Raw genomic sequence first — 21086 nt, forward strand, 5'->3', positions numbered from 1 at the left:
CAACTTAGAAAGGACGCAGGGGCAGGAACTTGCCGTCGAGGGTGATGACGGCGCGGGAGCCGCCTTCCGGATCGTCGACTTTCTTCATGTCGAGCTTGAAGTTGATCGCGCTGATGATGCCGTCGCCGAACTGCTCATGAACCAGGGCTTTGAGGGTGGTGCCGTAGATCTGGATCATTTCGTAGAAGCGGTAGATGGTCGGGTCGGTCGGCACACCCGAGAGGCTGCCGCGCAGCGGGATGATCTGCAATTGGGCCACGGCGTCGGCGTCCAGCTCCAGTTTGTCGCCGACCACTTGGGCGGCGGCTTCCGGCAGCGGGTGTTGACCGAGCAGGGCGGCGGTGACGTAGGCCAGGCTCAAACCGGTGCCGTCGGCCAGGTCCTGCCACGACAGGTTTTTGCGCGCCTTGGCATCCAGGACAGAAGTGGTCAGGGCCAGGCTTGGGTCGTTGTAGGCATGGGACTGTTGCATGGTGATTCTCCTATCGGGAGTGGTGTTGCTTGGGTGTGGGGCCATCTTCTGCCGATCAATCCATAGCGTCCAAGACCGATATACAATGCAATCCATAAGTACAGCCTATAGATGGAGAATCCCATGCTGCTTCGACATTTGCGTTACCTGCTGGCGGTGGCCGACCAGGGTGGATTCACCCGCGCCGCCGAAGTGCTGCACGTGTCCCAGCCGACCTTGTCGCAGCAGATCCGCCAACTGGAAGAATCCCTGGGTGTGAGCCTGTTCGACCGCACCTCGCGCACGGTCAAGCCCACCGATGCCGGCGTGGCTTACATTGAATGCGCGCGGCGGGTACTGGTGGAGCTGGAAGCGGGCAAGCGTGCGTTGCATGACGTGAAGGATTTGTCCCGCGGCACCTTGCGCCTGGCCATGACGCCGACGTTCATGGCCTATCTGGTAGGGCCGCTGGTGCGCGACTACGTGGCGCGCTACCCGAACATCCACCTGGAGATTTTCGAGCTGTCGATGGACGAGATCGAGGCCGGGCTGGCGGATGATTCGCTGGACATCGCGATTGCGTTTGATCAGGTGCGAAGTACGGACATCGAATCGATCCCGGCGTTTACCGAGACCCTGGGGTTGATGGTTGGGCGTGAGCATCCGCTTTACGAATATCAGGGCACGTTGTCCTCGCAGGAGGTTGCCGAGCTTGAGTTTGCCCTGCTGACCCCGGACTACATCACCCGCACCTGCATTGATGAGTATTTCACTCAGGCGCAGATCACGCCCAAAGTGGTGATCGAAGTGAATTCGGTCAATACGTTGCTGGAAGTCATCCGACACGGCGCCATCGCCACCATCCTGCCGGAACCCATCGCCACTCAGGATCGGGCATTGCGCAGACTGTCCATGGCGGGATCAGCGCCTGAACGCGGGGCGGCGATGCTGCGGCGCAAGAACAACTACCACAGTGCAGCGTCACTGGCGTTTGTGGCGCTGGTGTCAGGCACCGATTTTTCCTGAGCACCACAAAACCCTGTAGGAGCTGGCTTGCCGGCGATGGACTCCAGTGCGCCGCGTTTACCCGGTACCCAAGCGTTATCGTTACCGACCATCGCTGGCAAGCCAGCTCCTACAGGAGACTGCGTGTATCAATTGGCATAGTGTTATCTGACACACCGTATTCGCGAGCAAGCCCGCTCCCAGATTTGATCTTTGTACGGGCATAAAAAAGCCTGCTCCTTATTGGGAGCAGGCTTTGTTTATCAATAATAATTAGTACAGCCGGTCAATCACCCGAACTTCGTTCTGACCCTGCATCGAGGCCCAGGCCTGTTTCAGGGTTTGCAGAACGTTACCGATGAAGTCCTTGTCGGCTGCGGCTTTTTTGCCGACATAGCCCTGGCCGCGACGGTACATCTTCAGTCGGGCCAGCAGGTTCTGGTTGTTCTGGTCGAACTCTGCTTCATGGGCATGCGGCGACAGGCAGTCGATATGAACCTGGCCACACTTGCTGATCCAGAGAATATGGTTGTCGTGGCTGTCTTTTTTTGCAGCGAACATACGAGCCAGTTCATCGATAGTTGGTTGATTGTTCAGATTCATCATATATGCCCCTTGACCAATTGGTGATCTTTCAAAGTTGATTCGCTAATACAGGTAGCCCATCGGTTAGTTGATCCCTGGCACCGAAACCAGGACGTCAGCGTTCGACCGCCTTATCGGGCGGGGTCCTGCGTCTGTTGCATGTAGTCGTGTTGAATAACTGCTACGCAATAGCGTCACAACGAAGAGAAGCGGCGAAAACCTTAAGGCCACTGCCGACGTTTTCAGGGTCGGCCACAAGCATCATGAGGATTGCTCGCCAAGTCTTCTCGCCCTTGTACTGGACGTTCAGGCCAGGTCAGCTTCTTCAATCTGCCTTGTGGGCAGCGTGTATCCGGGAAAAACAGCTCGGCGGTCAGACGAGCTTGCTCAAACGTGTTGCCTGTACTCCCGATCGGGGAGACGTCTGCATCATGCAAGGGCAAATCGGAGGCGTCAACGGTTTTGTAGTGAATATTTTCAGTCACTACATATTGTCGGACAAAGCTGTTGGGAATTAGCGGGCGGAGTGGAAGGTGTGTCGGTCAGGACGAGAAAGACGGACACTCGAAGCGGTAAAAAGTGCAGGGATGACGGTCAACCACCTGCTGATGCAAGGTGAGGCCGCCAATGTCGAGCCCCGGCATCACGGCGGTCCAGAACAGGCGTGCCGGCTGGTTCGCGTCGATGTGGAAAATCTGCCATTGACCGGGGAGTCGGCTCAAGAGGGTGGATACGACAAATCGCGCGACACCCTGGCCACGAAAACCTCGACTGACAAACAGATAGCCAATGTTGTAGTCGGCACCGGGCAGGTGTGTCCGGTTATCCACGGTCACGAAGCCGGCCAGTTCCCCGTCGACCTTGATCAGGAAGGGGCGGGTGGCCGGGTGTCGCCAGTAGTCGGGCATGGGCAGGATGTTGAAGAAACCGTATTCGCCCAGTTTCAGTGGCAACCATTCGCTGAAGTCGTAGGTGTAGAACTGCATCAGGTTCTCGATGGTATCCAGCTCATCGCGTTGGGCGGTGTGCAGTTCAATCAAAGACATACGGGTTGGCTCCAGTTACGCCGGGGCAGGGACACCAATTCATTATGGTTGGCGACAAGTAATTTGTGGCGAGGGAGCTCGCCACAGGGTTCGGTGTCAGGTTTGAGGGTTGCTTGCCGGTTTTGCCTTGCGCCTGGTGCCGCTTGCTGGTTTGCGCGCAGTGCCTTTGCGCTTTTTCTTCCAGGGGGCTGCAGCGCTGCCGGTCGGCGGCGGACCGCTGATGGTCAGGTTCAGCCCGGCACAGCGACTGACCTGCTTGCTCATCCACGCCGCCTGTTTGGTGACGAACTCTTCCAGGCTCATTTCCCCGCTTTGCACCATGTCCAGGGCCTGTTCCCAGATCGCCGTGGTGCCCGGATCGGCGATGGCCCGTGGCACGGCATCGATCAGGCTGAACGCGGCCGGTGTGGCGGCCAGGGCCTTGCCGTGCTTGACCAGATAACCACGGTCGAGCAGGCCCTGGATGATCGACGCGCGGGTCGCTTCGGTGCCGATGCCGGTGGTGTCCTTGAGCTTTTGCTTGAGCAGCGGGTCGTCCACCAGTTTGGCGACGTTCTTCATGGCCTTGATCAGATCGCCTTCGGTGAACGGCTTCGGCGGTTGCGTCCAGAGGTCCTTGAGTTGCACGCCCGCCACTGCGCAATCGATGCCTTCGGCGAGATTGGGCAGTGTTTGCGGTGCGGGAGCTTCGCGCCCCTTGGTCGGTGCCAGCGCTTCGGGCAGGGCGCGTTTCCAGCCCGGTTCGATGATCTGCTTGCCGACCGCGCGCAAGGCTTCGCCGGCGCAATCGAAGTCTGCCTGGGTGCGATCGTATTCGTGATTGGGCAGGAACTGCGCCAGGTAGCGCGCGCGGATCAGCGTGTAGACCGCGCGCTGCTTGCCCGCCAGCTTGTCGAGATTCTTTGCCGCAGCGGTGGGGATGATGCCGTGGTGGGCGCTGACCTTGGCATCGTTCCAGGCCCGTGAACGGCGTTGCGGCTCCAGGTGGTCGTGCAAGGCGTTCAACGCCGGATCGGCCTGGCGCAACGCCGCCAGGATGGCCGGCGCCTCGCTGTGCTGGCTGAGGGGCAAGTAGCCGCAATCACTGCGCGGATAGGTGATGACCTTGTAGGTTTCGTACAGCGCCTGGGCGATGTCCAGGGTTTCCTGGGCGCCGAGGCCGAGCTTCTTCGAGCAGACTTCCTGCAGGGTGCCCAGGTCGAACGGCAGCGGGGCTACTTCGCGCATCCGCTCGGTACGCAACTTGACCACCCGCGCGCTGGCCGCGCCACTCATGGCCGCCGCTGCTTGTTGTGCCAGCGCCTGATTCAGGCAGCGGTCCTGATCGTCACAAACGTCGGACGCGGCGCGCCACTGCGCGGTGAAGGCGGTGCCGTTGTGCAGCAGTTGCACATCGATCGCCCAATAGGCGATGGGCACAAAGTCGGCGATGCTGCGATCGCGATCCACCACCAGGCGCAAGGTCGGCGTTTGCACCCGGCCCACCGGCAACACACCCTGATAACCGGACTGGCGCCCCAGCAAGGTGAACAGCCGGCTCATGTTCATGCCGATCAGCCAGTCGGCCCGGGAGCGACCCAGGGCCGAGTGATAAAGGCTGAAGGTTTCGTTGCCCGGTTTGAGGGCCGCGAGGGCCTTGCGGATTGACGCATCGTCCAGTGCCGACAACCAGAGGCGGCGGATCGGCCCGCGATAGCGGCAATGTTCCACCAGTTCCCGGGCAATCATTTCGCCCTCGCGGTCGGCGTCCGTGGCGATGATCAGTTCGGACGCTTCACCGAGCAGGCGCTTGACCGCCTTGTACTGGCTGGCGGTGCGCGGCTTGACGGTCATCTTCCACTTTTCGGGGATGATCGGCAGGTCGGCCAGTACCCAGCGCTTGTAGCGCGCGTCGTACGCATCCGGTGGCGCGGTTTCCAGCAGGTGGCCGATGCACCAGGTCACCGTGACGTCCGTTCCCAGCCAACAGCCGTCGCCCCGGCGCCTGGCGCCGAGTACTGCCGCAATGTCTTTGGCCTGGGAAGGTTTTTCACAGAGGTACAGCCGCATAACCACCATCGTCGATCAATGAGTCAGAGGTGGACAGAATGGCGGTTGATGGGCGATGGGGCAATCTTTATCTGTATGGATGTACAGCATGGTGTGTCGCGCCCGACGGACTGTGCCGGCAGGCTCCGTTCGGCTGTGAAGCCGTCGGGAGGGGGAAACTTGGGTTATACCTGATGGATCGTGGTTTCAGGTTTTGGGGCTGCTGCGCAGCCCATCGCGGGCAAGCCACGCTCCCACACCACCACCACCACCACCATCATCATCGATTTGCAGGTCCATCACCGTCATGAGGAACGTTTTCCATGAAAAGCTCCGGTCCTAGCCCTGTCATCACCATCGCCGAGCAGCCTGGTTGTCTGTTGGTGAGGTTCCACGGCATTCAGGTCGCCGCTTCGGCTCGCGCGCTGGTGTTGCTGGAGGCCAACTACCCGCCGGTGTACTACGTGCCGCGAGAGGATATCGACGAGAAGTATTACGCCCGCACCGACCACACCAGCTATTGCCCGTACAAAGGCGATGCCAGTTATTTCAGTTTGCAGGTGCCGGGGCATGAGGCTGCCAATGCGGTGTGGAGTTATGAGCATCCCAAGATATCGGTGGAGCAGATACGCGAATACGTGGCGTTCTATCCGGATCAGGTGAAGTTCGAGCTGCTTGACGCCGAAGTCTGATCAACGTGACGAGGGAGCAAGCTCCCTCGTCGGCAGGCATGACCTCAGTTCTTGTCGAGATCGACGTTGCGTGTCTCACGCAGGCAAATCATCCCCACCACCAGGCTTACCCCGGTGATCACCACCGGATACCACAGCCCGTAGAAGATGTCCCCGGTGTACACCACCAGCGCGAACGACACCGTCGGCAGGAAGCCGCCGAACCAGCCGTTGCCGATGTGGTAGGGCAGGGACATCGAGGTGTAGCGGATGCGGGTCGGGAACAGTTCGACCATCAACGCAGCGAGCGGGCCGTAGCACATCGCCGAGATGATGATCAGCGCGACGATCAGCGCGACGATCATCGGCTTGTTGATCTGCTGCATGTCCGCCTGTTGCGGGTACCCGGCGAGGGTCACGGCACCGCGCAGGGCGGCTTCGTCGAAACCATCGATCTTCACGTCACCGACGCTGACCTGCACGGCACTGCCGGCCGGGGCCGCTGCGCTCTGGTAGGGCAGGCCCTGCTTGACCAGGAAGGTCTTGACCTTGTCGCACGGGCTGTCGAATTTCGCCTTGCCCACCGGATCGAACTGGAAGGTGCAGGTGGCCGGGTCGGCCATCACGGTGATCGGTGCCTGGCGGCTGGCCTGGTCGATGGCCGGGTTGGCGTAGTGGGCCAGGGTCTTGAAGATCGGGAAGTACAATGCGGTGGCCAGCAACAGGCCGAGCATCAGCACCGGTTTACGCCCGACCTTGTCCGACAGCCAGCCAAAGAAAATGAAGAAGGGGGCGCCAATGGTCACGCTGACAATCAGCAAGCCGTTGGCCACCGCCGGGTCCATTTTCAGGAACTGGGTGAGGAAAAACAGCACATAGAATTGCGCGGCGTAGAAGGTCACCGCTTGCCCGGCATTGATGCTGAACAGGGCGATCAACACCACCTTGAGGTTTTCCCATTTGCCGAAGGAGTCGCGGATCGGCTGCTTGCACAGTTTGCCTTCCTCCTTCATTTTCACGAAGGCCGGCGACTCGTGCAGGCTCATGCGAATCCAGGTCGAGATGCCCAGCAGCACGATGGAAAACAGGAACGGAATGCGCCAGCCCCAGACTTCGAACTGGTCGCCCGTGAAGTAGCGGCAGCCCAGCACTACCAGCAGCGAGAGCAACAGGCCCAGGGTCGCGGTGGATTGAATCCAGCTGGTGTGGAAGCCGCGCTTGCCGATCGGTGCGTGCTCGGCGACATAGGTCGCGGCGCCGCCGTATTCACCGCCCAGGGCCAGGCCCTGGAGCATGCGCAGCACCACCAGGATGATCGGCGCGGCGATGCCGATGCTCGCATAGGTCGGCAGCAGCCCGACGCAGAACGTCGCCAGGCCCATGAGGATGATGGTCGCGAGGAAGGTGTACTTGCGCCCGATCATGTCCCCCAACCGACCGAACACCAACGCGCCGAACGGCCGCACGATGAAGCCGGCGGCGAAGGCCATCAGCGCGAAGATGAACGCCGTGGTGTCGTTGACCCCGGCGAAGAACTGCTTGCTGATCACCGCCGCGAGGGCGCCATAGAGGAAAAAGTCGTACCACTCGAAGACTGTCCCGAGGGACGAGGCAAAGATGACTTTCTGGGTTTCCTGGCTGGTGCCCGCGCTGCGCACGGCTTCCAGGGGCTGAACGTGTTCTGACATACCGGTATCCCTCACAGTGATTGTTTTTGTTGTTCCACTGTCGGCGCCGGCCTTGTGGGCGGGTGCCGCTTCTGTCGATGTATCGGGTGTACGCGTTCCTTTGTAGGAGCGAGCTTGCTCGCGATGAACCTGAGAGCGCACGTGGGTGTCAGGTTTGCAGCGTTATCGTTGACGACCATCGCGAGCAAGCTCGCTCCTACAGTGTCCGTGTGTCGTTCATGGGAGTGTGACCAGCTCCTTTGGTTCGGTGTGATTGAAGGTGACAGGGTTGAGAATCATTTGTGCCGCTTTTTCGGCAATCATCAGCGTCGGCGAGCAGGTGTTGCCCGAGGTGATGCGCGGCATGATCGAGGCGTCGGCAATGCGCAGGCCGGGGATCCCGTGGACCTTGAGTTGCGCATCGACCACGGCGTCGGCGTCGTTGCCCATGCGGCAGGTGCCCACCGGATGGAAAATCGTCGTGCCGATGCGCGCGGCGGCTTCGTGCAGTTGTTCTTCGCTTTGCAGGCTGGCGCCGGGCAGGTATTCCACCGGGTTGAAGGCACGCAGGGCCGGGGCGGCAACGATGCGCCGGGTCAGGCGAATGGCGTCGGCGGCGACTCGCAGGTCTTCGGGGTGGCTGAGGTAGTTGGGCTGGATCAGCGGTGCTTCTTGCGGGTCAGCCGAGCGGATATCGACCCGGCCACGGCTTTGCGGACGCAAATCACAGACCGATGCGGTGAACGCCGGGAACGCATGCAGCGGCTCGCCAAAGCGCTCCAGCGACAGCGGCTGCACGTGATATTCGAGGTTGGCGCAGGTCTGTTCCGGCCCCGAGCGGGCAAAGGCGCCCAACTGGCTCGGCGCCATGGACAGTGGACCGCTGCGGTCATACAGGTAACGCAGGCCCATGCCCATCTTGCCCCACAGGCTGCCGGCAATCTGGTTCAGGGTGCGGGTATTTTCCAGCTGGTAGATCAGCCGCAGTTGCAGGTGATCCTGCAGGTTGCCACCCACACCGGGTAGCTCATGGGCGACGCCGATGCCCAATCGCTCCAACAGCGGACGCGGGCCGATGCCGGAGCGTTGGAGGATGCCTGGCGAACCCACCGAGCCTGCACAGAGGATGATTTCCTTGCGTGCCTTGAAGGTTTTCGCCTGGCCTTGCCAACGGGCGCTGACCGCTGAGGCGCGGCCATTGTCCAGTAGCACGCGGTCGACTTCGACCCCGGTCAGTACAGTGAGATTGGGACGCTGGCGTACCGGTTTGAGAAACGCCTTGGCCGCGTTCCAGCGGATGCCGGCCTTCTGATTGACCTGGAAGTAGCCGCAACCTTCGTTGTCGCCCTGGTTGAAGTCATCGATGCTGGCGATGCCGCTTTGTTCGGCGGCGCTGCGGAACGCATCGAGAATCGGCCATGACAGGCGCTGGCGTTCGACCCGCCATTCGCCCGCGGCGCCGTGAAATTCGGCGGCGCCGGCAAAGTGATTTTCACTCTGTTTAAACAGCGGCAACACGTCTCGCCAGCTCCAGCCAGGATTGCCGTCGGCGGCCCAGCTATCGTAGTCGCCGGCCTGGCCGCGCATGTAGATCATGCCGTTGATCGAGGAGCAGCCGCCCAGTACCTTGCCACGCGGGTAGCTCAGGGCGCGACCTTGCAGGCCGGGTTGCGCTTCGGTCTTGAAGCACCAGTCGGTGCGCGGGTTGCCGATGCAGAACAGGTAACCCACGGGGATGTGAATCCACGCATAGTTGTCGCGGCCGCCGGCTTCGAGCAGCAATACGCGATGTTGCGGGTTGGCCGACAGTCGATTGGCCAGCAGACACCCGGCCGGCCCGGCCCCGACCACGATGTAATCGTACTCATCTAGGGAAGCCTGCATCCCTGACCTCGTTTTGTTGTTCTTGTTGTCTGTCATCCTAGTTGTTAGCTTTCGTCAAAAGAATGTTAGTTTTTGCGCAGCCGCTGTGCGTTTTTAAACAGCATCCCGAACGGCAACGAACAAGGACGATTCATGTTCGACTGGAATGACCTGCGGTTTTTTCTCGAGTTGCAGCGCAGTGGGCGTTTGCTCACGGCGGCCCGCCGACTGAACACCACCCATGCCACCGTGGCGCGGCACATCGAGGCCATCGAAAAGAGCCTCGGCACGGCGCTGTTCGTCCAGCATGCCCAGGGTTATGAGATGACCCCGGCCGGCGAGGCGTTGCTTAAACACGCCGAGGCCATGGAGAACGTCGCGCTGCTGGCCCAGGAGGAGATCACCCAGTCCACCGCGCCGCTGGGCAAGATCCGCGTCGGGGTCACCGAAGGCCTGGGCATCATGTTCCTGGCCAGTCGCATGAACGGCTTGTTCGAACGTTATCCGGGGTTGGAGGTGGAACTGGTGGCGGTGCCGCGTTTTGTCAGCATCCTCAACCGCGAGGCGGAAATCAGCATCCACCTGGAACGCCCGTTCGCCGACATGCTGGTCACCCGCAAACTCACCGACTATCGCCTGGCGCTCTATGCCAGCCAGGACTACCTCGACCGTTCGCCGCCGTTGCGCAGTCGCGAGGACCTGGGGCGCCACGCCTGGATCGGTTACGTCGATGACTTGCTGTTCAGCCAGGAACTGATGTTCCTCAACAGCTTCTGCCGCAACCCGCAGGTGGTGTTTCACAGCACCAGTGTGATCGCCCAGCAACAGGCGGCGCGCTCAGGCCTGGGGATTGCCGTGCTGCCGTGCTACATGGCCAGCGCCGATCCGGACCTGGTGCCGCTGCTGCCGGACGAAAGCATCCAGCGCAGCTACTGGATCAGTACTCGTCGGGAACTGCACAAGTCGGTGCGGCTGCGGGTGATGTGGGATTATGTGGTGGAGTTGTGTGAGCGGGAGCAGGGGGTGTTGTTGGGCGCTGCCTGAGCTGACGCCTTCGCGAGCAAGTCGAATCGTCGCACCGCCGCTCCCTCATTGGAATGCGTTCCCCTGTGGGAGCGGGCTGGCTCGCGAAGGCGTCGGTAGATTCACAATTGATCTAATGGTTTAACCGAGAATCTCGAACGCCGTGCTGGCCAACCGCTCACCATTGACCATGACATGCACGGCATGGCGCCCCGCATAATGCTTGCGGGTGGTGAGTTCCTTGATCTGCTGACTACGGCTGACGGCTTCGACGGCGTTGCCGGGCAGCGTCAGCGCCTTGAGCTTGAATACCTTCGCCGAGGTGCTGCCATTGGCCTTGACGTAATCGATGGCGTAGTCGATCACCAGGCGCTGGCTGCTTTCAACGGTGGATCTGACGGCAAACGACAGGGTGATTTTTTCTCCCAGGCCAATCACCGGAGGTTCGACCTTCACATCGACGATCTCGACTTCAGGCTTGCCGCCGGCGCCGATAATCGCCAGTGCCCGCTGGTTGCCCTGTTTGATCAGGCTGCGCAGGGCGTGTCTGGCGATCCATGCGCTGTGCCGGTTGTCCAGCGACCAGCCTTCGATCAGGTCCAGCACCCAGTCGGGGTGATCCTTGGTGATGTCGTTGAGGTGGTTGGCCACGGACTTGCGCACGTACAGGCTGGTGTCGGCCTTGAGGTTGTCGAGGATCTTCGCGGCGAGTGTCGGATCGGCCTGAACCGGCTCCAGCCGGAATGACCAGGGCAGGCGTGGCCGGCAGCCTTCACTGGCCAGGCGCCGTACGTGTTCGTTGTCATCCAGCGACCAGTCGTGCATCAGCTTGAGCGAGCGCTCGAGGTCGCTGCGCAGAAAATGGCGGATCGCGAATTCCGAGGAGCCGAAGGTGGTGAAGTACTTCAGCGCGTCCATCGACTGCTCGAACGCATGGGCGCCGTAGCGGGCGACGTAGTGCGGCAGGCACATGCTGACGAAACCGCTGTTCAGGCGCGGGGCGAGGGCGCGCAGCACCTGCAGCGATGCCGCGTAGTCCAGCGGTAATACCGCGTGCAGGCATTCGCTGACCCGGGCCATGCGCTGCATGACGCTGAGGTCGGCCAGGCCGGATTGGGCCAGCTTGAGGAATTTTTTGCCGTCGAATTCGGGATACACCGCCGTCATCTCTGTGGCGATGTGCTTGAGGCGCTCGGCGTTGAAGATTTCCTTGAGGGCGGGGGCAGGTTGGTCAGTCATGGTGGTTCCTTTGAAATTGTGGTTATTCCATCACACCGCGTTATCGTTCTTCGCGAGCAAGCCCGCTCCCACAGAAGAGCGTGTGAGCGACAAATTTCCAATGTGGGAGCGGGCTTGCTCGCGAAGAGGCCCTCGAATTCACCTCATTTTGTACCTGCCTGCTCCTGCAACTGATCCGACTCAAACAACCTGGCCAATTCCACCCGCGCTTCCTGCGCCGTCTGCATCACTTTCACCGCGTCGTCATACACCGCATGCTGGGCTTCCAGCACCTCTTCGTCGTGCTGCTTGAAACGCTTGATCCGCGCATCCGCCTGGGCCTGGGTCAATCCCAACCCAATCAGGGTTTGCCGGCTCATTTCCAGGCTCGAATAAAAGGTCTCGCGCACGGCGTGAGCGCCAACGTCCATCAGCCGGTGCACATGCTGGCGGTTGCGGGCACGGGCGATGATTTTCATATGCGGGTAAAGCTTGCGCACCAGTTCGGCGGTCTTGATGTTGGTGTCCGGGTCGTCGGTGGCGATCACGAAATACTCGGCTTCCCCGACCTTGGCCGCGCTGAGGATTTCCGGGCGCATCGGGTCGCCATAAAACACCGGCACGCCACCAAAACTGCGCGACAGTTCGATGGTTTCCACCGAAGTGTCGAGGGCCACGAACTTGATGTTCTGCGCGCGCAAAATCCGCGCAACGATCTGGCCCATGCGGCCCATGCCGGCGATCACCACCCGTGGCGCGTCGGCGTCGATTTCGCGGAACTTCTCCGGCACTTCCACCGGTTGCACTTTCGGGCTGGCCAGGCGTGCGCAAACCAGCAGCAACAGTGGCGTCACGGCCATGGACAGGGTGATGGTCAGCACCAGCAAGTCATACAGTTGTGCCGCGAACAGCCCGTGATCGCGACCGATCTTGAACACCACGAAGGCAAATTCACCACCGGCCGCCAGCACGATACCCAGGCGGATCGCGCTGACCTGCTTCAAGCCGCCGGCCAGGCGACCGACAATAAACAGCAGCGGCAGCTTGATCGCGATCAGCAGCAGAGTCAGGCCCAGCACTGCGAACGGCATGCTCAGCAGCAGGCTCAGGTTCGCGCCCATGCCGACGCTGATGAAAAACAGCCCGAGCAACAGGCCCTTGAACGGTTCGATCTGGGCTTCCAGTTCATGTCGATATTCGGAGTCCGCCAGCAGCAGGCCAGCGAGGAAGGCGCCCAGGGCCATGGAAATACCGGCCAGCTCCATCAACCATGCGGTGCCGATCACCACCAGCAACGCCGTGGCGGTGGAGACCTCCGGCAACGCGGTCTTGGTCACCACGCGAAACACCGGCCGCAACAGATAACGCCCGCCGATCACCACCACGGCGATGCTTACCAGCACTTGCAGGCCGTGGTTCAGGTCTTCACTGGCGGTGGTGCTGTGATCGCCGCCGGCAAGCAACGGCACCATGGCGATCAACGGGATCGCGGCGATGTCCTGAAACAGCAGGATCGCGAACGCCAGCCGCCCATGGGGGCTGGTCAGTTCCTTGCGTTCGGCCAGGCTTTGCAGGCCGAACGCCGTGGACGATAGCGCCAGGCCCAGGCCGAGGACGATCGCGGTGTTCAGCGGCTGGCCAAATAGCCACAGCGCCACCACGCCGATCACCGTGCCAGTCAGCAGCACCTGCGCCAGCCCCACGCCGAACACTGATTTGCGCATCACCCACAGACGGCGCGGCGACAGCTCCAGGCCGATGATGAACAGCAGCAACACCACGCCGAGCTCGGAAATGTTCGCGACGCTTTGCGGGTTGTCGATCAGGCCCAGCACCGATGGGCCGATGACCACTCCGGCGAACAGGTAGCCCAGCACCGCCCCCAGTTGCAGGCGCTTGGCCAAGGGGACGATGAGCACGGCCGCCAGCAGAAACACGACAGCGGCTTGTAGCAGGTTGCCTTCATGGGGCATGGGCGAAACTCCAGGACTCGGGACAGCGGGGGTGACAAGAATAAAGGTTGAGCCTGTCGGCGTCAGCAAAGCGCTCGGACGCAGATGTTACAATTTGCATTAATTAGTTACATTTATAGAATTAGCTGATCAATCCGCTTCGTTGCCGAGTAACTCCATGGCGATCAACTTCGACCTCAATGACCTGCAAGCCTTCCGTGCCGTGGTCGAGCAGGGCAGCTTTCGCAAGGCCGCCGATGCGGTGCGCATTTCCCAGCCCGCCTTGAGCCGGCGCATCGAAAAGCTCGAAGACGCCCTTGGCGTGCGGCTGTTCGAACGCACCACGCGCAAGGTCAGCCTGACTCAGGCCGGACGCGGTTTCATGCCCAGCGTCGAACGCCTGCTGGACGATCTGGATGTGGCGTTGCTGGGCATCAGTGAAGTCGCTTCGACCCGGCTTGGCCACGTCACGGTCGCCTGTGTGCCGTCGGCGGCGTATTACTTCATGCCGCGGGTGATCGCGCACTATCACCGCCAGTTTCCGCGGATCAAGGTCAAGGTGCTCGATTCCAGTGCCCACGAAGTGTTGAGTGCGGTGGTCAATGGCGAGGCGGATTTCGGCCTGAGTTTCATGGGCACCCTGGAAGCCGAAGTGGATTTCGAGCCCCTGGTGCAAGAGGGGTATGTCGTGGCATGCCGGCGCGATCATCCGCTGGCGGGGCGCAGCAGCGTGACCTGGGACGAGTTCTATCAGCAGGATTACATCTCGCTGGATAAAACCTCGGGCAACCGTTTTCTGCTGGACCAGGCGCTGACCGGGGTGGTGCCGCAGCGGCCGAGCATCTGCGAAACCCGGCACGTGACCACCATGATCGGTCTGGTGGAGGCAGGGTTGGGGGTGGCGGCGGTGCCGTTGATGGCGATGCCGGCGGCGGATCATCCGATCCTTACGCGGGTGCCGCTGACCGATCCGCAAGTGATGCGTAGCGTCGGTCTGATCAAGCGCCGGGGTCGAACCCTGACCCCGGCGGCACTGGAGCTGGAACGGCTGGTGGTAGAAATGAAAGTCGTGCAGCCGTCGGTCAACGGCTGACCGAGTCCAGCCCGGTCGCTTTCACGTCCGCTTGCGCCTGGGCCGAGGCCAGGTATTCCAGCAAGGCCTTGGCTTCGGCCGGGTGCCGGGCGCCTACCGGGATACCGGCGGCAAACCGGGTGACCGACTGCACTGACTCCGGAATCTTCGCCACGAAACTCACCCCCGGCACCGGCAACAATTCGCTGACCTGCTGGAAACCCAATTGATAGTCGCCAGTGGCAACCACCGAGCCCACGGGGATTTTCGGCACCATCGTCGATTTGGGCTTGAGCTGGTCTTCGATCCCCAGGCGTTTGAACAGCTGCTGCTCGATGTAAACGCCGCTGGCACTGTCGGAGTAGGCCACCGATTTCGCCTCGAGCAGGGTCTTTTTCAGGCCCTCGACATTGCTGATGTCCGGCTTCGGCGCACCTTCGCGCACCACCAGGCCAATGCGCGAGTCGGCCAGTTCGACCCGAGAAGCAGCGTCGACTTTGCCTTGTTTGATCAGATCATCCAGGGCGTAGCCGACCATGATCACTACGTCGGCTTGCTCACCGCGGGCCAGGCGATTGGGAATCGCCTCCGGGGCCTTGCCCATGGAGGGGCCGAGCGCGGTGTCGAGGGTGTTGCCGGTGGCGGCGGCGAACTTCGGGCCGAGGATCTTGTAGGCCGCGGTGAAACCGCCGGAGGTCATCACACGGACCTCTTCAGCCTGGGCCAGGTTGCTCAGGCCAAAGGTGGCCGCCAACACGAGGGCGGCGAATTTGAACGGTTTCTTCATGGTCATGGTCTCGACAAAGGGCAGGTTCACGACGCCACCGGATGCAGATGATTCGAGGCGCGGCGATAGAGCATCAGCGTCGCGCACAGCGCGCACAGTGCTGCAAAGCTCATCCAGTAACCGGGCGCGGCCTTGTCGCCGGTGTACTGGATCAACAAGGTCGACATCGCCGGGGTGAACCCGCCGAACACGGCCGTGGCCAGGCTATAGGCGAGGGAGAAGCCGGCCACCCGAACCTCCACGGGCATGATCTCCGTGAGCGCCGGGATCATCGCGCCGTTGTACAGGCCGTAGATGAACGACAGCCACAACAGCACCAGCAGCATGTGCATGAAGCTGGGCGCGTTGACCAGAAAGGTCAGCATCGGATAGGTGGTGGCGATGGCCAGCAACGCCATGGCGATCAACACCGGGCGTCGACCGATACGGTCCGAGAGCGCGCCGCCAATCGGCAGCCAGATGAAGTTCGAAACGCCGACCAGCAAGGTCACCAGCAGCGCATCGGACGTGCTCAGGTGCAGCACGGTTTTACCGAAGGTCGGTGCGTACACCGTGATCAGGTAGAACGCGGTGGTGGTCAGCGCGACCATCATCATGCCGGCGAACACGATCAGCCAGTTTTGCCCCAGGGTACGGAACACTTCACCCATGCTCGGGCGATGTTTACGGGTGGCGAATTCTTCGGTTTCTTCCAGGTTGCGGCGCAACAGGAAAATGAAGGGCACAATCATGCAGCCGACGAAGAACGGAATCCGCCAGCCCCAGTCGGCAATCACACTCGGTGCCATCCACTGGTTCAAGGCGTAACCCAGCGCAGCGGCGACGATGATCGCCACTTGCTGGCTGCCCGACTGCCAGCTGGTGAAGAATCCCTTGTGGCCGGGCGTGGCGATTTCGGCCAGGTACACCGACACGCCACCCAGTTCCGCACCGGCGGAAAAGCCCTGCAGCAGCCGCCCGATCAGCACCAGGGCCGGGGCGAACAAGCCGATGGTTTCGTAACCGGGCACCAGCACAATCAGAATGGTGCCGCTGGCCATGATCGACAGGGTCAGGATCAAGCCTTTGCGCCGGCCCACGTCATCGATGTAAGCACCCAGTACCACCGCGCCCAGCGGACGCATCAGGAAGCCTGCGCCGAACACCGCGAAGGTCATCATCAGCGAGGCGAATTCGCTGCTGGCCGGAAAGAACACGGCAGCGATCTGCGTGGCATAGAAGCCAAAAAGGAAGAAGTCGAACTGTTCGAGGAAATTGCCCGAGGTGACCCGGAAGATCGCGCTGGCCCGGGAGCGACCGGTAGTCGCGGACCGTTGGATTGATGCTGTCATTGACCTGTACTCCACCGCTTTTATGACGTGCGCCGGTTGGATGCGGCGCACGGTTCTTATTGAGGCGGATAGTGGAGCAGGGCTATCGATATGTTAATTGCATTGTTGGCATGCATTGATGTGTGAAGTGGATCAATGCCTGCGTGGGGATAGACTATTGGCTATGTGCTCGCACCACGCTGTCGGTGCCCAATCGATACTGATTGTTCCCGCTGCGCTTGGCTTCATACATCGCCAGGTCGGCAATGTGCAGCAGGCGGTCGATGCTCGGCGCGTGATCGGGGAACACCGCGACGCCCAGGCTGGTGCCGATGTGGCGCTGGTCGTTGCCGATGGTGATGGGCGGGGAGAGCTCGACGAAGATTTTCTGGCAGATGGTGCGCGCTTCGTCTTGCAGGCTTTTGCCTTGGGGCAAGTCCTGGAGGATGACCACGAATTCGTCGCCACCGATCCGGGCGACGGTGTCGGTGCCACGCAGAATGCGCTTGAGTCGTGTCGCGGTAGTGACCAGCACGCGGTCGCCGGCCGCATGACCATAGCGGTCATTGATGACCTTGAAGCCATTGAGATCGACAAACACCAGGGCCACCCGCGTGGCGCTGATGCGCGCCTGCTCCAGCGCTTCGGACAGGCGCTCTTCGAGCACCAGGCGATTGGGCAGGCCGGTCAGCGGGTCGAAATGGGCCAGGTGCTTGAGGTAGCTGGCCGAGGCCTTTTCTTCGGTGATGTCGCGTACCACGCCCATCATCTTGATCGTTTCTTCATGGTCGTTCTTGACCACGTTGCCGGTTTCGCGCAGCCAGCGGATCGTGCCGTCGGGCCAGACCACGCGGTATTCCTCATCATGGTTTTCGCCGGTTTCCAGGCAGCGCAGTTCGCCGGCGCGAACCCTGAGCCGGTCGTCCGGGTGCACGCAGGAGCAGAACAGCGCATAAGAGGGCGTAACTTCGCCGATCTTGAAGCCGAACATGCCGAAAATGGCATCTGACCAGTACAAACGGTCGGTGTCGACATCCCAATCCCAAGTGCCGATGCGAGCGAAATACTGGCTGCGCTTGAAGCGCTCGGCGTCGCCATCCTGGTGGATGTTCCGGCCTTCGGACAGGTTATTGATGATCGTGCGGTACTGCGCCAGTTGCTTTTGCAGCAAGCGTACGCGCCAGATCAACACGACGATCAGGGTGAGCGTCATAAAACCAAGGATGGCGCTGGTCCAGAGCATGATCATTCGGGCATGGCCATCAGGGCGTTGAACCGTACGGGTCGTAGTTGATTATCTTAGTTCAGCAAACAGCTTTAATCGCCGCGCGCGGAGACGGCAAGGGTTGCCAACCGACGGCAAATCTGGGAAAACGGCGCCCATCAGGCCCTTGAGGGCGAGTGAGCATACGAGTGAATTCAATGAATGACGAGCTTCAGGTAATCGATCTTCAGTTGGGTGAAGGAAAAGCCGCCGTAAAAGGCGCACTGATCACCACCCAGTACCGTGGCTGGTTGGAGGACGGGACTGAATTCGACTCCTCCTACAGCCGTGGCAAACCCTTCCAGTGCGTGATCGGCACCGGGCGGGTCATCAAGGGCTGGGACCAGGGCATCATGGGCATGCAGGTCGGTGGCAAGCGCAAATTGCTGGTGCCGGCGCACCTGGCCTATGGCGAACGCACCATGGGCAAGATCACGCCGAATTCGAACCTGATCTTCGAAATTGAATTGCTGGAAGTGCTGACGCGGGATGATTGACCGCGTTTGTCAGGGAGAATGCATGTTGCGCAACGATGAATACGCCACGGCCATCGAACTGCTGGACGAGTCCTATCGGCACTGGACCGGCGAACACCTGCCAGCGCCGCAGTCGCTGACCGCACTGGAACGCCTGCACTGGTTGCACGCCCACGCGCCCTACAGTCTGCTGGCCCACGGCACTGAAGACGATCCTGTGTTTTTCTACGCCAATGAACAGGCGCTGGCCTGCTTCAAGTACCCGCGCCCGGAGTTTCTGGGCATGCCGTCACGCTTCAGCGCCTCGCCACTGGATCGCGCGGTGCGCCAGACCCTGCTGGAGCAGGTCACGGCCCATGGCATTGCTCATGGTTACAGTGGCTATCGGGTGGATCGGCAAGGGAATGCCTTCATGATTCATGAAGGCAAGGTGTGGACGCTCATCGATCAACACGGTGGGCGGGTGGGGCAGGCGGCGTTGTTCTGGCCGGATGCTGCACGGGTTGGGCAGTTGGGCTGATCGTCGATCACGCGGCTGGCCAATCCGAGAACAGCGCAATTCGTCCATTGGCGGACGGGCGGTAATGCCAGATCAGGCGATCCAGTGCCGGCCGCATCGCCAGAATTTGCCGGACGGTAGCGCCAGCAATGCTCAGCGCCAGTGTTTGCCCCGGACATTGATGGCGCCCCGCACCAAAAGTGAAGCTGCGCCGGTTCGGGCGTTCGAGCAGGAATGCGTCGGGGTTGTCGTTGAGTTGCGGGTCGCGATTGGCCGAGGCCAGCAGCACCAGGATCACATCACCGGCATTCAGAGCCACGCCGTCAATCTCGCAGGGGGCGGCGACGAAGCGGCGGGTGTTCTGTACCGGCGGGTCGAAGCGCTGCACTTCCGCCACCAGGTCTTCGATGTGGGTTGAATCACTGCGCAACGACGGGTGTTGAATCAGTGCCAGCAAGGCATTGCCGATCAGCCCGGCCGTGGCCTCGAAGGTCTGGGAGAACAGGCCGATCAGGTTGGCGATCAACGATGGCGTTGCGTCGGCGGCGAAGCGCTGGCGGATTCCTGCAAGCAGATGGCTGTGGTTGTGCGGATCGTCGAGCAATTCGATGAAGTAACCGCTCAACTGTTCGGCGGCGGCATGGGCGGCAGCCAGTTGTGCGGGGCTGCTCAGGGGCGACAGGCAGGCCACGAAATCCGCCGTCAGTTCGCTGATGGCGCGACCCTGGGCCGGGGTGAAGCCCAGCAACGCCGCCACCACGCACACCGGTCCGCGGAACATGGCGTTGTACAGGCCAGCGGCGTCGGCGGTGATCAATCGGGCGCTGACCAGGGCCTCGACTTGCTGCGCATCGATCAATTCCAGCCCCGGCGCAATCGCCGCCCGTGGGCAACGCTGGCGCTCGCCCTCATTCATGCGCATCAATTGACCGAACACCTGGCCGGCCATGCCGTCGGCAATCGCCTTGGGGATTGGCTCCTGCGCCGGTCGAACGTGGCAATCGGGATGCGCCAGCACGGCGGCCACCGCTTGGGCGCTGCTGGCCAGCCACATGTTCAGCCCCGGATAAAAAACCAACCCACCCTCGGCACGCAGTTGTGCGTAGTAGGGATAGGGATCGGAATGGGTCGCAGCGATGATCGGGTCCATGGGTCACAGCCTTTTGTTGTTGGAAAGTGTTGCTACTATCTCCAGTCCGAAAGGCTGTTGATTCGTCCGGGAGCGAAATATGAGCGCAGAACAACACGACACCGGCGTCTCGCAGGTGGCGGCAGCCATCGCTGAGCCGGCGCGGACGAAAATCCTCTGTTCGCTGATGGACGGCCACGCCCGCACCAGTACCGAACTGGCGGCGGTGGCCGAAGTCAGCGCGTCGACCGCGAGTGCCCACCTGGCCAAACTCAAGGAGCTGGCGCTGGTGCGGCTGCACGTCCAGGGACGTCACCGCTATTACAGCCTCGCGGACAAACGCGTGGCCCAGGCCCTGGAAGCGCTGATGGTGATCGGCCAGAACACCGCGCCGGGCTTCCAGTCGCGTACCCCGGATCGCCTGCAATTTGCCCGCACCTGCTACGACCACATGGCAGGCACCCTGGCCGTGCTGTTGCATGACCGGATGCTTGAAGCGGGCTGGCTGGAGGAAACCGACGAACAGGCCTATCGCTTGAGTGACAGTGGTTCGGCAATGTTTCAGGGGCTTGGGATCGAGGTACAGGACTTGAGCACCTTGCGCCGCCGCTTTGCCTGCCCGTGCCTGGACTGGAGCATGCGCCGACCACATCTGGGAGGATCGCTGGGCGCGGCCTTGCTGCAAACGGCGCTCAAGCGCAAGTGGGTGACGCAGGATCTGGACAGTCGGGCGTTGGCGTTGACGGCGTTGGGGCGCAGGGAAATGGCGAGGCGGTTTGGGTTTGAGTTGCCGCTGCTGGTTGAAGGTAACGGGAAAAGATCACCGCTTGCGGCGGCTCCGACCACAACGGGGGTGTCCGTTAACGATCAATAGCATTTTTCCGGTTGTTTCTGCGGTGGCCGACATACTGCCTTCGCGGGCAAGCCCGCTCCCACAGGGGTTTACAGGGCGCACAAGATCTGCGAACGACACAAAACCAGTGTGGGAGCGGGCTTGCTCGCGAAAGCGGTGTGTCAGGCAATGATGATGTCGAATCTGA

Annotated in this window: 19 protein-coding genes; 7 read left to right on the plus strand and 12 right to left on the minus strand. The window is 61.5% G+C overall.

Features of this window, described 5'->3' with window-relative positions; translation table 11 throughout:
- Positions 1-4: 4 nt before the first annotated feature.
- Entirely contained in the window at positions 5-472 is a 468-nt protein-coding gene (gene cynS, locus QMK54_RS13795; RefSeq protein ID WP_110662539.1) for a cyanase, read from the minus strand.
- Between the two features lie 123 nt (positions 473-595).
- Between cynS and cynR the strand changes: the two genes are divergently transcribed.
- The gene (gene cynR / locus QMK54_RS13800; RefSeq protein WP_223588108.1) at positions 596-1477 is read left to right on the plus strand and encodes a transcriptional regulator CynR; all 882 of its coding nucleotides are present in this window, start codon (positions 596-598) and stop codon (positions 1475-1477) included.
- Between the two features lie 252 nt (positions 1478-1729).
- On the opposite strand, the gene QMK54_RS13805 is transcribed toward cynR, so the two are convergent.
- The 3 genes from QMK54_RS13805 to QMK54_RS13815 all read right to left on the minus strand — a co-directional run bounded on the left by QMK54_RS13805 (position 1730) and on the right by QMK54_RS13815 (position 5136).
- Positions 1730-2059 (minus strand): hypothetical protein, encoded by a 330-nt coding sequence (locus QMK54_RS13805; RefSeq protein WP_110662543.1) that lies wholly within the window; start codon positions 2057-2059, stop codon positions 1730-1732.
- A 524-nt stretch (positions 2060-2583) separates the two neighbouring features.
- Positions 2584-3087, minus strand: coding sequence for a GNAT family N-acetyltransferase (locus QMK54_RS13810; protein ID WP_110662542.1), 504 nt, complete (start codon positions 3085-3087; stop codon positions 2584-2586).
- A gap of 96 nt (positions 3088-3183) precedes the next feature.
- Complete coding sequence (locus tag QMK54_RS13815; RefSeq protein ID WP_320402743.1) at positions 3184-5136, minus strand: DNA topoisomerase III; 1953 nt, start codon at positions 5134-5136, stop codon at positions 3184-3186.
- A 302-nt stretch (positions 5137-5438) separates the two neighbouring features.
- On the opposite strand from QMK54_RS13815, the gene QMK54_RS13820 reads away from it, so the two are divergent.
- Positions 5439-5807, plus strand: coding sequence for a DUF427 domain-containing protein (locus QMK54_RS13820; protein ID WP_110658634.1), 369 nt, complete (start codon positions 5439-5441; stop codon positions 5805-5807).
- A 44-nt stretch (positions 5808-5851) separates the two neighbouring features.
- Here the strand turns inward: QMK54_RS13820 and QMK54_RS13825 are convergent, their stop codons facing one another.
- Positions 5852-7474, minus strand: coding sequence for an MFS transporter (locus QMK54_RS13825; protein WP_223594805.1), 1623 nt, complete (start codon positions 7472-7474; stop codon positions 5852-5854).
- A 216-nt stretch (positions 7475-7690) separates the two neighbouring features.
- Complete coding sequence (locus QMK54_RS13835) at positions 7691-9337, minus strand: GMC family oxidoreductase (protein WP_110658638.1); 1647 nt, start codon at positions 9335-9337, stop codon at positions 7691-7693.
- Between the two features lie 132 nt (positions 9338-9469).
- Here QMK54_RS13835 and QMK54_RS13840 point away from each other — a divergent pair, with 132 nt between their 5' ends.
- Complete coding sequence (locus tag QMK54_RS13840) at positions 9470-10360, plus strand: LysR family transcriptional regulator (RefSeq protein ID WP_223594809.1); 891 nt, start codon at positions 9470-9472, stop codon at positions 10358-10360.
- Positions 10361-10480: 120 nt separating this feature from the next.
- Here the strand turns inward: QMK54_RS13840 and QMK54_RS13845 are convergent, their stop codons facing one another.
- Both QMK54_RS13845 and QMK54_RS13850 read right to left on the minus strand, forming a co-directional pair.
- Positions 10481-11578: a DNA alkylation repair protein gene (locus QMK54_RS13845; protein WP_223594811.1), complete on the minus strand. Its 1098-nt coding sequence runs from the start codon at positions 11576-11578 to the stop codon at positions 10481-10483.
- Between the two features lie 143 nt (positions 11579-11721).
- Positions 11722-13530: a monovalent cation:proton antiporter-2 (CPA2) family protein gene (locus QMK54_RS13850; protein ID WP_110658643.1), complete on the minus strand. Its 1809-nt coding sequence runs from the start codon at positions 13528-13530 to the stop codon at positions 11722-11724.
- 157 nt (positions 13531-13687) lie between these two features.
- On the opposite strand from QMK54_RS13850, the gene QMK54_RS13855 reads away from it, so the two are divergent.
- Positions 13688-14602 (plus strand): LysR family transcriptional regulator, encoded by a 915-nt coding sequence (locus QMK54_RS13855; protein ID WP_110658645.1) that lies wholly within the window; start codon positions 13688-13690, stop codon positions 14600-14602.
- Here the strand turns inward: QMK54_RS13855 and QMK54_RS13860 are convergent.
- From QMK54_RS13860 to QMK54_RS13870, 3 genes are all read right to left on the minus strand, one after another.
- Positions 14592-15368 carry a substrate-binding domain-containing protein gene (locus QMK54_RS13860; RefSeq protein WP_223594832.1) on the minus strand — a complete coding sequence of 259 codons (777 nt, stop codon included), beginning with the start codon at positions 15366-15368 and terminating at the stop codon, positions 14592-14594. The genes QMK54_RS13855 and QMK54_RS13860 overlap by 11 nt on opposite strands.
- A 26-nt stretch (positions 15369-15394) precedes the next feature.
- The gene (locus tag QMK54_RS13865; RefSeq protein ID WP_110658647.1) at positions 15395-16699 is read right to left on the minus strand and encodes an MFS transporter; all 1305 of its coding nucleotides are present in this window, start codon (positions 16697-16699) and stop codon (positions 15395-15397) included.
- Between the two features lie 154 nt (positions 16700-16853).
- Entirely contained in the window at positions 16854-17927 is a 1074-nt protein-coding gene (locus tag QMK54_RS13870; protein ID WP_110658649.1) for a sensor domain-containing diguanylate cyclase, read from the minus strand.
- Positions 17928-18100: 173 nt separating this feature from the next.
- On the opposite strand from QMK54_RS13870, the gene QMK54_RS13875 reads away from it, so the two are divergent.
- Both QMK54_RS13875 and QMK54_RS13880 read left to right on the plus strand, forming a co-directional pair.
- Positions 18101-18439: an FKBP-type peptidyl-prolyl cis-trans isomerase gene (locus QMK54_RS13875; RefSeq protein WP_110658650.1), complete on the plus strand. Its 339-nt coding sequence runs from the start codon at positions 18101-18103 to the stop codon at positions 18437-18439.
- Between the two features lie 22 nt (positions 18440-18461).
- Positions 18462-18938 carry an MEKHLA domain-containing protein gene (locus tag QMK54_RS13880; protein ID WP_320402744.1) on the plus strand — a complete coding sequence of 159 codons (477 nt, stop codon included), beginning with the start codon at positions 18462-18464 and terminating at the stop codon, positions 18936-18938.
- Positions 18939-18945: 7 nt separating this feature from the next.
- Here QMK54_RS13880 and QMK54_RS13885 read toward each other — a convergent pair whose 3' ends face one another.
- Positions 18946-20067 (minus strand): cytochrome P450, encoded by a 1122-nt coding sequence (locus QMK54_RS13885; protein ID WP_320402745.1) that lies wholly within the window; start codon positions 20065-20067, stop codon positions 18946-18948.
- 79 nt (positions 20068-20146) lie between these two features.
- On the opposite strand from QMK54_RS13885, the gene QMK54_RS13890 reads away from it, so the two are divergent.
- Complete coding sequence (locus QMK54_RS13890) at positions 20147-20920, plus strand: ArsR/SmtB family transcription factor (protein ID WP_223594817.1); 774 nt, start codon at positions 20147-20149, stop codon at positions 20918-20920.
- Positions 20921-21086: the final 166 nt, after the last annotated feature.

This window comes from Pseudomonas sp. P5_109, assembly GCF_034009455.1.
GTDB lineage: Bacteria > Pseudomonadota > Gammaproteobacteria > Pseudomonadales > Pseudomonadaceae > Aquipseudomonas.

Excerpts from the sequence above, each read along its gene's own strand:
- cynS (WP_110662539.1), bottom strand. The coding sequence starts at position 472 with ATGCAACAGTCCCATGCCTACAACGACCCAAGCCTGGCCCTGACCACT.
- cynR (WP_223588108.1), top strand. The coding sequence starts at position 596 with ATGCTGCTTCGACATTTGCGTTACCTGCTGGCGGTGGCCGACCAGGGT.
- QMK54_RS13805 (WP_110662543.1), bottom strand. The coding sequence starts at position 2,059 with ATGAATCTGAACAATCAACCAACTATCGATGAACTGGCTCGTATGTTC.
- QMK54_RS13810 (WP_110662542.1), bottom strand. The coding sequence starts at position 3,087 with ATGTCTTTGATTGAACTGCACACCGCCCAACGCGATGAGCTGGATACC.
- QMK54_RS13815 (WP_320402743.1), bottom strand. The coding sequence starts at position 5,136 with ATGCGGCTGTACCTCTGTGAAAAACCTTCCCAGGCCAAAGACATTGCG.
- QMK54_RS13820 (WP_110658634.1), top strand. The coding sequence starts at position 5,439 with ATGAAAAGCTCCGGTCCTAGCCCTGTCATCACCATCGCCGAGCAGCCT.
- QMK54_RS13825 (WP_223594805.1), bottom strand. The coding sequence starts at position 7,474 with ATGTCAGAACACGTTCAGCCCCTGGAAGCCGTGCGCAGCGCGGGCACC.
- QMK54_RS13835 (WP_110658638.1), bottom strand. The coding sequence starts at position 9,337 with ATGCAGGCTTCCCTAGATGAGTACGATTACATCGTGGTCGGGGCCGGG.
- QMK54_RS13840 (WP_223594809.1), top strand. The coding sequence starts at position 9,470 with ATGTTCGACTGGAATGACCTGCGGTTTTTTCTCGAGTTGCAGCGCAGT.
- QMK54_RS13845 (WP_223594811.1), bottom strand. The coding sequence starts at position 11,578 with ATGACTGACCAACCTGCCCCCGCCCTCAAGGAAATCTTCAACGCCGAG.
- QMK54_RS13850 (WP_110658643.1), bottom strand. The coding sequence starts at position 13,530 with ATGCCCCATGAAGGCAACCTGCTACAAGCCGCTGTCGTGTTTCTGCTG.
- QMK54_RS13855 (WP_110658645.1), top strand. The coding sequence starts at position 13,688 with ATGGCGATCAACTTCGACCTCAATGACCTGCAAGCCTTCCGTGCCGTG.
- QMK54_RS13860 (WP_223594832.1), bottom strand. The coding sequence starts at position 15,368 with ATGAAGAAACCGTTCAAATTCGCCGCCCTCGTGTTGGCGGCCACCTTT.
- QMK54_RS13865 (WP_110658647.1), bottom strand. The coding sequence starts at position 16,699 with ATGACAGCATCAATCCAACGGTCCGCGACTACCGGTCGCTCCCGGGCC.
- QMK54_RS13870 (WP_110658649.1), bottom strand. The coding sequence starts at position 17,927 with ATGATCATGCTCTGGACCAGCGCCATCCTTGGTTTTATGACGCTCACC.
- QMK54_RS13875 (WP_110658650.1), top strand. The coding sequence starts at position 18,101 with ATGAATGACGAGCTTCAGGTAATCGATCTTCAGTTGGGTGAAGGAAAA.
- QMK54_RS13880 (WP_320402744.1), top strand. The coding sequence starts at position 18,462 with ATGTTGCGCAACGATGAATACGCCACGGCCATCGAACTGCTGGACGAG.
- QMK54_RS13885 (WP_320402745.1), bottom strand. The coding sequence starts at position 20,067 with ATGGACCCGATCATCGCTGCGACCCATTCCGATCCCTATCCCTACTAC.
- QMK54_RS13890 (WP_223594817.1), top strand. The coding sequence starts at position 20,147 with ATGAGCGCAGAACAACACGACACCGGCGTCTCGCAGGTGGCGGCAGCC.